Origin of the sequence: Pseudomonas sp. RGM2987 (assembly GCF_022952855.1) — a bacterium.
Taxonomy (GTDB): domain Bacteria; phylum Pseudomonadota; class Gammaproteobacteria; order Pseudomonadales; family Pseudomonadaceae; genus Aquipseudomonas.
Map to the genome: position 1 here is coordinate 23,040 of NZ_JALJDX010000163.1, position 9,255 is coordinate 32,294.

The window sequence follows — 9,255 nt, forward strand, 5'->3', positions numbered from 1 at the left end:
GGCTACGCCTCCGGGTCGATGGGCAAGGTCACGCAGAACACTGCGCCGTTCTCATGGTTCTGCGCCGTCAGTCGCCCGCCGGCTTCATGAATGATTGCAAAGGACACCGCCAGCCCCAGTCCCAGTCCGTCACCCACGGCCTTGGTGGTGAAAAACGGATCGAACACCTGGGCCAGATGATCCTCGGCGATCCCGCTGCCGCTGTCACTGACGCTCAGGTGCCACAGTTGTTCATCGGCCTTCAGGCGTATTTCCAGGCGCTTGAGGGGTTGCCCGGCCATGGCGTCGAGGGCGTTGCGCAGCAGGTTGATCAGCACCTGTTCGAGACGGATCGCATCGCCACGCACCCACGCCGGGCGGGTCAGGTGCAGCACGATGCTGACCTGTTCGTCCCGCAGGCGCGTGTCCAGCAGTTGCAGCGCCTGGTCCACCACCGCTGCCAGATCCAGGCGTTCGCGCAGGCCGCTGGGGCTTTTGCGGGCGAAGGTTTTCAAGTGGCCGGTGAGGGCGGCCATGCGGGTCAACATGTCGTCCACCGGTTTGAGGGCCTTGTAGGCGTCATCGACCCGGCCATGGTCCAGCAGCAAGCGCAGGGTTGCCAATTGCATGCGTTGGGCGGTCAGCGGCTGGTTGATCTCATGGGCCAGGGCCGCCGACATCTGCCCCAGGGCCGCGAGCTTGGCCGATTGCACCAGCCCGTCCTGGGCGGTGCGCAGGTCTCGGGTGCGTTCTTCGACCAGGCGCTCGAGTTCCTCGCGGCTGCGCTGGCGCAGTTTGGCTAGGCGCCAGCGCTGGTTGAGAAACAGCAACAGGAACACCAGCGCCAGCCACAGCCCGGCCGCGGCGAGCCCGGCATTGCGCAGGTCTTCGAAGGCGATCTGCGGGCGACGCAACAAGTGCAGCGTCCAGCCTTCGCCCGCCAACGGCAGCGATTCCCACAGATAATCCGCCGTGCCCTTGGGCGCTTCGACCCGGGCCAGATGGCTGTTGTCGTCAAAGCGGCGCAGCGTTTCGACGGCCAGCGGTTGCAGCGGTTGTTTGTCGTATTGGCGGGTCGCCTTGAGTTCGGCGCGGTCGCTGTCGGTCAAGGGTTGCAGATGGCGGTAACGCCAACCCGGGCGATTGGCGATGAAGATAATCCCCCGGGCATCGCTGACCAGCAGCGTGTCACTGCCCTGGCGCCATTCGCGCTCCAGCTCCGGAAACTCCAGCTTGACCACCATCGCGCCGAGGAACTCACCGTTGTCGCCGGTCACCGCGCTGGAAAGAAAGTAACCGGGTATGCCGCTGGTGACGCCCACCGCATAAAAACGCCCGGTGCCTTGGGTGCGGGTCTGGAGAAAATAGGGCCGGAAACCATAGTTATGGCCGACGTAACTGCTGGGCAGCCGCCAGTTGCTGGCCGCGACGGCCAGGCCGGTGTGGTCGAGCAGTTCCAGGGTCGATGACTGCGCGGCGCCGTTGATCTGTTCCAGCTTGCGATTCAATCCGTCCTGTTGCGCCGCATCCACCGGCCCCTTGAGCGCCGCGCGTAACTCAGGATCCAGCGCCAGCACGGCGGGCAGCGCGCGGTAACGTTCGATCAGGGTGTGCAGGGAGTTGGCGTACAACGCCAACTGCTGGCTGGCGCGATGGGCGTCTTCCTCCAGGGCCTGGCTTTCGGCGTGGCGCACGGCGAGGGTAGCGGCCAGCGCAGCGCCGGTGAGGATCAGCAGGGTGTACAACGACAGGCGCAGGGTACGGGGAGTCGGCAGCATGCTGGGCTAAAAGGATCGAAAGTCGGGCGGGCACGATAGCATGGTGCTCGCCCTGTGGGAGCGGGCTTGCTCGCGAAGGCGGTGTATCAGTCGACATAGTTGTTAACTGACACACCGCCTTCGCGAACAAGCCCGCTCCCACAGGGTTCAACCGCGGTATCCGAGTACAAAAAAAGGCCGGTGGGCATGTCGCTCACCGGCCTTTTCTACAGCATCGATGTGCGTGTTACTGCACTTCCACTGCCAGGCTGTCGCTGATCTTTTTCTGCCAGATCGCCGGGCCGGTGATGTGCACCGACTCGCCTTGGCTATCGACCGCAACGGTCACCGGCATGTCCTTGACCTCGAACTCGTAGATCGCTTCCATGCCCAGTTCGGCGAACGCCAGGACTTTGGATTTGCGGATCGCCTGGGCCACCAGGTAAGCGGCGCCGCCGACGGCCATCAGGTACACGGCCTTGTTGTCCTTGATCGCTTCGATGGCGGTCGGGCCGCGCTCGGATTTGCCGATCATGCCCAACAGGCCGGTCTGCTCGAGGATCTGACGGGTGAACTTGTCCATCCGCGTGGCGGTGGTCGGGCCGGCAGGGCCGACGACTTCGTCGCCCACCGGATCAACCGGGCCGACGTAGTAGATGAAGCGGCCCTTGAGGTCCACCGGCAGGCTTTCACCCTTGTTCAGCATCTCGACCATGCGCTTGTGCGCCGCGTCGCGACCGGTGAGCATCTTGCCGTTGAGCAGCACGGTTTCGCCCGGTTTCCAGCTCTGCACTTCTTCCGGGGTCAGGGTGTCGAGGTTGACGCGGCGCGCCGACGGGCCGGCTTCCCAGACGATTTCCGGGTAGGCGTCCAGCGGTGGCGCTTCCAGCTCGGCAGGGCCTGAGCCGTCCAGCACGAAGTGGGCGTGACGGGTGGCGGCGCAGTTGGGGATCATGCACACCGGCAGGGAGGCGGCGTGGGTCGGGTAGTCCATGATCTTCACGTCGAGCACGGTGGTCAGGCCACCCAGGCCCTGGGCGCCGATGCCCAGTTGGTTGACCTTCTCGAACAGCTCCAGGCGCATTTCTTCGATGCGGTTCTGTGGGCCGCGAGCCTTGAGCTCATGAATGTCGATGGATTCCATCAACACTTCCTTGGCCATCACGGCGGCCTTCTCGGCGGTGCCGCCGATGCCGATGCCGAGCATGCCCGGTGGGCACCAGCCTGCGCCCATGGTCGGGACGGTCTTGAGTACCCAGTCGACGATCGAGTCGGACGGGTTGAGCATGGCCATCTTCGACTTGTTCTCGGAGCCGCCGCCCTTGGCCGCCACGTCCACTTCCACGGTGTTGCCCGGGACGATGGAGTAGTGGATGACCGCCGGGGTGTTGTCCTTGGTGTTCTTGCGCGCGCCTGCCGGGTCGGCAAGGATCGATGCGCGCAAGACGTTTTCCGGCAGGTTGTAGGCGCGACGCACGCCCTCGTTGATCATGTCGTCCAGGCTCATGGTCGCGCCATCCCAACGTACGTCCATGCCCACGCGCACGAACACGGTCACGATGCCGGTGTCCTGGCAGATCGGCCGATGGCCGGTGGCGCACATGCGCGAGTTGATCAGGATCTGCGCCATGGAATCACGGGCCGCCGGCGATTCTTCGCGCAGGTAGGCCTCGTGCATCGCCTGGATGAAATCCACGGGGTGGTAATAGGAAATGAACTGCAGGGCGTCGGCAACGCTCTGAATCAGGTCATCTTGCTTGATCACGGTCATGAGTCGCGCTCCTCTCTAAAGACGGGAACATTCAATGAGCTACCGGCCGCTTGGGTGCATCGGTCGACGGACGGCATCTCTGTAAGGCACGCCGGGCATGCTGGCGCGACGCTAAAAAGGCGCGGCAGTATATCGCAGGCGGGCATCCTGTGGGAGCGAGCTTGCTCGCGATCACGACGCACTGATGAGGTGGGAAGTGGAACCTGTGGCGAGGGAGCTTGCTCCCGCTCGATTGCGCAGCAATCGCCTGCGAGCCTGGGGCCGCTTCGCAGCCCAGCGGGAGCAAGCTCCCTCGCCACAAGAATTAGCGCTTCGGGCCGTAAATACTGCGTCAATCTGGGCCATTGCTTTGACGCCATTTTTCTGCTCCAGAATTGAATGGTCATTTGTCGAGCACGCCACTAAAGTGGCGTCTGGCCTGTAGCGTAGGACGCCTCTGTCAGTTCTCCTTTCCCATGGTGAGTCAACGATTGACCCATAACGCCATTCAACGTCTTTTGCTGAAACGCTTCGCTTTGGCGGCTGCGACCTACGCGCTGGCATTGGTGTTGTTGTGGCTGGCATTTTTCAGTGGTCATTACCTGGACTCGTTGCGCGGTGTCATCATCGGCAGCGTGTTGGTGGTGCTGTGCCAGGCCGGGCTGTTCGCGACGTTTATCACCCAGCGCAATCTGCGCTTCGCCGACCCCAGCCTCACCGAGATACAGGTATTGATCGGCCTGGGCTGGCAGACCTGGATGATGGCGCACCTGGATCAGGCCCGGGGCGTGTTCCTGGTGTTCTATGTGCTGATCCTGCTGTTCGGCCTGTTCCATCTGTCCCGGCGAGCCTTTGTGCGCTGTGCGATGCTGGTGTTTATCAGTTTCAGCGGTATCACCCTCTGGGACGGTTACTTCTTCCGGCTTCCCGACCCGACGCTGGCCGGGTTGCAGGTCAGCGTATTGCTGATGGTGCTGGTCTGGCTGGTGTTCTATGCCCGTTACGTCCAGACCTCACGCCAGCGCATGCGCCAGCGCCGGTTTGCCTTGCAGGCACACCAGGACACCTTGCGCGGCATGATGCGCCAGCTTGAAGACCTGGTGGCCACCGACGAACTGACCGGGCTGTTCAACCGCCGGCATTTCCTGCGCCTGGCATCCCGGGAACTGAACACCCTCAGGCCCAACGTCGCCCATGGCCTGGCGCTGATCGACCTCGACCATTTCAAACGCATCAACGACCTGCACGGCCACGCCGCCGGCGACCAGGTGCTCCAGGCGTTTGCATCGGTCGCCACGGCCTGCCTGCGCGAGGGTGATGTGCTGGCCCGCTATGGCGGCGAGGAGTTCGTCATGCTCTTGCCGGCCTGCGATCCCTCGCGCCTGACCGCTTGTTGCGAGCGCCTGCGGCTGGCGTTTACCGAAGTCGAGCTGGTCGGCCTGCAGGTGGGTGCCCTGAGCCTGTCGGCGGGCATGACCATGCTGGAAATGGATGATGACCTGGACGACGCATTGCAGCGTGCCGACCAGGCCCTGTACCGTGCCAAGCGAGACGGCCGCAATCGTTGCGCCGCCGCTTGGGAGCACGTCGATGCCTGAACTGACAGCCGCCGGTCGGCAATGGACGGTGGCGGCGGGCAGTAATTTGCTGGACGCGTTGAATGAAGCGGGGGTAGCGGTGCCCTACAGCTGTCGCGCCGGCAGTTGCCATGCCTGCCTGGTGCAGTGTGTCGGCGGTGATGTCCGTGATAGCCGACCGGATGCCTTGAGCCCGGCGCAGCGCGATCAGGGCTGGCGGCTGGCCTGCCAATGCCATGTGCTCGATGATGTGCAAATCCACACGTTTGACCCGCAGCGCGACGGCCAGGCCGCCATGGTGGCGGCAGTGGATTGGCTGGGCGGCGAGGTGCTGCGCTTGCGTATCACCCCGGAGCGGGCGCTGCGTTACCGGGCCGGCCAGCATCTGGTGCTATGGGCGGGCAACGTGGCTCGGCCGTATTCCCTGGCGAGCCTGCCGGAGGAAGACCGTTTCCTGGAATTCCATCTCGATTGTCGCGACCCCGGCCAGTTCATCGATGCGGCGCGCCAACTGAAGGCCGGCGACACGATTCGCCTCGGTGAACTGCGCGGCGGTGCGCTGCACTACGACCCTGACTGGAGTGGCCGACCGCTGTGGCTGCTGGCCGCCGGCACCGGCCTGGCGCCGCTGTTCGGCCTGCTGCGCGAAGCCCTGCGCCAGCGTCACCAAGGTGCCATCCGCCTTATTCACGTGGCCCATGATGCGCCCGGGCATTACCTGGCCAAACCCCTGGCGGCGCTGGAGGCCAAGCACCAGAACCTCAGTGTCGAGCTGCTGACCGCAGCCGAGGCACCGTCTGCATTGGCGCAACTGCGGCTTGTCTCCCGGCAAACCCAGGCTTTGCTCTGCGGCCATCCCGACCGGGTCGAGGCCTTTGCCAAACGCCTGTACCTGGCCGGCCTGCCGCGCAATCAACTGCTGGCCGATGTGTTCCTGCCCCGTGGTTGAGCGCTGATTTTCAGTAGTGCTTGGGCTGGCCTCATCGCGAGCAGGCTCGCTCCCACAGGGTTTGCGCTAATCCCTTGTGGGAGCGAGCTTGCTCGCGAAAGCGTCGGGTCAGCTTGCATCCCTGTTGAATGTGCTACCGCCTTCGCGAGCAAGCCCGCTCCCACAGGGTTCGCACAATCCCTTGTGGGAGCGAGCCTGCTCGCGATGACGGTAGTTCAGGCACGACTTTTCCCAAGGCCAGAAACCAAAAAGCCCCGCCATTCACAGGGCGGGGCTTTTGTCTATCAACTAGACACTCAGACCATCGGGTCGCCAACGTGCAGGATCTTCATCCCGTTGGTGCCGCCGATGGTGTGGTAGCTGTCGCCCTTGGTCAGGATGACCCAGTCACCGGTCTGCACCACGCCACGCTTGACCAGTTCGTCCACCGCGGCCTGGCTGACTTCGCCCGGTTGCAGGGCGGCCGGGTCGAACGGCACGGTGTAGACGCCACGGAACATGGCGGCGCGGGCTTGGGTTTCGCGGTGCGGGGAGAACGCGTAGATCGGCACCGAGGAACGGATGCGCGACATGATCAGCGGCGTGTAGCCACTTTCGGTCAGGGCGATGATCGCCTTTACACCGGGGAAGTGGTTGGCGGTGTACATGGTCGCCAGGGCGATGCTCTCGTCGCAGCGCTCGAACGTCTTGCCGATGCGATGGCTGGAGGTCTTGCCGGTAGGGTGCTTCTCAGCGCCGATGCAGATGCGGGCCATGGCCTGCACCGCTTCGAGCGGGTACTGGCCGGCAGCGCTTTCGGCCGAGAGCATCACCGCGTCGGTGTAGTCGAGCACGGCGTTGGCTACGTCGGACACTTCGGCGCGGGTCGGCATCGGGTTCTGGATCATCGACTCCATCATCTGGGTCGCCACGATCACCGCTTTGTTGTGGCGGCGGGCGTGCAGGATGATCTTCTTCTGGATGCCCACCAGCTCGGCGTCGCCGATTTCCACGCCCAGGTCGCCACGGGCCACCATCACCGCGTCGGACGCCTTGATCAGGCCATCGAGGGTTTCGTCGTCGGCCACGGCCTCGGCGCGTTCGACCTTCGCCACCAGCCAGGCGGTGCCGCCGGCTTCGTCGCGCAGTTGACGGGCGTATTCCATGTCGGCGGCGTCACGGGGGAAGGACACGGCGAGGTAGTCGACTTCCATTTCCGCAGCGAGCTTGATGTCGGCTTTGTCTTTCTCGGTCAGGGCCGGCGCCGTGAGGCCACCGCCACGACGGTTGATGCCTTTGTGGTCCGACAGCGGGCCGCCAATGGTCACGACGCAGTTCAGTTCGGTAGCGGTGGCGGTTTCGACGCGCATCACGACGCGACCGTCGTCGAGCAGCAGCTCGTCGCCTACGCCGCAGTCCTTGACCAGGTCCGGGTAGTCGATACCCACGACCTGCTGGTTGCCTTCGGTCAGCGGATGGCTGGTGGAGAAGGTGAATTTGTCACCGATCTTCAGCTCGATGCGCTTGTTGGCGAATTTGGCGATACGGATCTTGGGGCCTTGCAGGTCACCCAGCAGGGCAACGAAGCGGCCATGCTTGGCGGCGAGGTCGCGCACCAGCTTGGCACGAGCCTTGTGCTCGTCGGGGGTGCCGTGGGAAAAGTTCAGGCGGGCGACGTCCAGGCCAGCCAGAATCAGCTGTTCGAGAACTTCCGGCGAGTTACTGGCCGGGCCAAGGGTAGCGACGATTTTGGTACGACGGACGGACATGCAAGACTCCTCAGGTTCAAGCGCCAGCGAAGGCTACTATGCTCTTTGGGTGTAGTCATTGTTCATCTGCACTACTTTTTCGTTTGTTTTTCGAAATGAACATTCCTGAAAATATTCACGCCTTTTGAAGGGTAAAGCCGGGCACTGCTCTTGTGGCGAGGGAGCTTGCTCCCGCTGAGCTGCGCAGCAGCCCCAAAAAGACAGGGCCGCTTCGCGCCCCAGCGGAGCAAGCTCCCTCGCCACAAGTGCTTACCAAGGTAGTCGCTTTCAGGTTGAAGATTTTCCCACCCAGGTCGATACAGACCTCAAGACAGGAGAACCTCCCATGCGATTCGTGCTTTTAGTTGCCCTGGCCCTGAGCGTCACGGGCTGTACCCGTTGGTCGATGAACCATCACATGAACCTGGCCTACAAGGCCTATGACCGTGGCAATTGCGAGCAGGTGATGCTCGAGCTGTCCCAGGTCGACCGCGCCAGCCGCGCCCGTCGCTATATGCAGCCGGAAGTCTCGATGCTGCGCGGCCAGTGCCTGGAACGCCAGAAGTTGTTCATTGATGCGGCGCAGACCTACCAGTTCATCATCACGCAGTACCCTGACAGCGAATACGCCTTCCGCGCCCGCGCTCGTCTGGAAACCTTGCAGAGCCTGGGCCACTACCCGACCCGCAGCGCCGCGACGGTCCGCCCCGCCGCGTCCTGACAGGCGCCCGGGCAATACGGGCAGGAACGATTCCTGGCCGCGACTGCCCTATTCAATTGAAAGATGAAAGATTTGTACAAGGGCTGGTTGCGCTAAAACCTTCAGCTATATTTGTACAAGTCATATTAGAGCTGAATCTCTAAATTCAAGAGGCACCTGTGACCGGCAGCGGTAAAGCCGAGGCGCATTTGAGCGTCTGGCACCGGGATCGGGGAGAGCGGGCTCAAGTGTGCCCGTTCCGAAGCATTCGGCCGCTCCTGTCAGGGAGCGTTCAAAAAGCGATACAAGACATGTACAAAAAACGGCGAATCGAGCGGCAGCATCTGCCCTGTTTCCTGAAGGTTTTCAATGGTGTCAACGGCAAGCCCATCGGTTTTTTGGGCAATGTGTCCGCAGATGGGTTGATGCTGATCAGCCCGTTGCCATTGATGGTGGGTGCAGATTTTGACCTGTTGTTGAAAATCCCGGCCGATGAAGGGCCGCAGCAAAACATCATATTGAGAGCCAATTGCCTGTGGTGCCAGGAAGACGTCACGCCGCAACATTTCGACGCCGGTTTCAGCCTGCAATGGGCGCCGCCGGAGTACGGGCAACTGGTGAGCGCCTTGCAGCAGTATTTCAGTTTTCATTCGTTGCCGGCTTCGGCTTGATAGTGCGGGTTTGCCTCAATCCAAAATGTGGGGCAGCCACGGATTGAGCGGTCGCCGATAAACCCTTGTGGGAGCGGGCTTGCTCGCGAAGACGGTGTGTCAGGCAAAACATGTGTGGCCGAAACACCGCCTTCGCGAGCAAGCC

7 protein-coding genes are annotated in these 9,255 nt (G+C 62.9%); 4 read left to right on the top strand and 3 right to left on the bottom strand.

Annotated elements, in window-relative coordinates; genetic code table 11:
- Positions 1–2: 2 nt before the first annotated feature.
- Positions 3–1,757 carry an ATP-binding protein gene (locus RGM2987_RS07865; RefSeq protein ID WP_245139532.1) on the bottom strand — a complete coding sequence of 585 codons (1,755 nt, stop codon included), beginning with the start codon at positions 1,755–1,757 and terminating at the stop codon, positions 3–5.
- Between the two features lie 226 nt (positions 1,758–1,983).
- Positions 1,984–3,507, bottom strand: coding sequence for a fumarate hydratase (locus RGM2987_RS07870; RefSeq protein WP_245139533.1), 1,524 nt, complete (start codon positions 3,505–3,507; stop codon positions 1,984–1,986).
- Positions 3,508–3,977: 470 nt separating this feature from the next.
- Between RGM2987_RS07870 and RGM2987_RS07875 the strand changes: the two genes are divergently transcribed.
- Together RGM2987_RS07875 and RGM2987_RS07880 are read left to right on the top strand one after the other, a co-directional pair.
- Complete coding sequence (locus RGM2987_RS07875) at positions 3,978–5,084, top strand: GGDEF domain-containing protein (protein ID WP_245139534.1); 1,107 nt, start codon at positions 3,978–3,980, stop codon at positions 5,082–5,084.
- The gene (locus tag RGM2987_RS07880; RefSeq protein WP_245139535.1) at positions 5,077–6,012 is read left to right on the top strand and encodes an iron-sulfur-binding ferredoxin reductase; all 936 of its coding nucleotides are present in this window, start codon (positions 5,077–5,079) and stop codon (positions 6,010–6,012) included. Before RGM2987_RS07875 ends, RGM2987_RS07880 begins: the two co-directional genes overlap by 8 nt.
- A gap of 296 nt (positions 6,013–6,308) precedes the next feature.
- Here RGM2987_RS07880 and pyk read toward each other — a convergent pair whose 3' ends face one another.
- Complete coding sequence (gene pyk, locus RGM2987_RS07885) at positions 6,309–7,760, bottom strand: pyruvate kinase (RefSeq protein WP_245139536.1); 1,452 nt, start codon at positions 7,758–7,760, stop codon at positions 6,309–6,311.
- Positions 7,761–8,085: 325 nt separating this feature from the next.
- On the opposite strand from pyk, the gene RGM2987_RS07890 reads away from it, so the two are divergent.
- Positions 8,086–8,460 (top strand): tetratricopeptide repeat protein, encoded by a 375-nt coding sequence (locus tag RGM2987_RS07890; protein WP_245139537.1) that lies wholly within the window; start codon positions 8,086–8,088, stop codon positions 8,458–8,460.
- A 290-nt stretch (positions 8,461–8,750) separates the two neighbouring features.
- Positions 8,751–9,110: a PilZ domain-containing protein gene (locus tag RGM2987_RS07895; RefSeq protein WP_245139538.1), complete on the top strand. Its 360-nt coding sequence runs from the start codon at positions 8,751–8,753 to the stop codon at positions 9,108–9,110.
- Positions 9,111–9,255 lie beyond the last annotated feature (145 nt).

Coding starts and splice junctions, on each gene's coding strand:
- RGM2987_RS07865 (WP_245139532.1), bottom strand. CDS start 1,757: ATGCTGCCGACTCCCCGTACCCTGCGCCTGTCGTTGTACACCCTGCTG.
- RGM2987_RS07870 (WP_245139533.1), bottom strand. CDS start 3,507: ATGACCGTGATCAAGCAAGATGACCTGATTCAGAGCGTTGCCGACGCC.
- RGM2987_RS07880 (WP_245139535.1), top strand. CDS start 5,077: ATGCCTGAACTGACAGCCGCCGGTCGGCAATGGACGGTGGCGGCGGGC.
- pyk (WP_245139536.1), bottom strand. CDS start 7,760: ATGTCCGTCCGTCGTACCAAAATCGTCGCTACCCTTGGCCCGGCCAGT.
- RGM2987_RS07890 (WP_245139537.1), top strand. CDS start 8,086: ATGCGATTCGTGCTTTTAGTTGCCCTGGCCCTGAGCGTCACGGGCTGT.
- RGM2987_RS07895 (WP_245139538.1), top strand. CDS start 8,751: ATGTACAAAAAACGGCGAATCGAGCGGCAGCATCTGCCCTGTTTCCTG.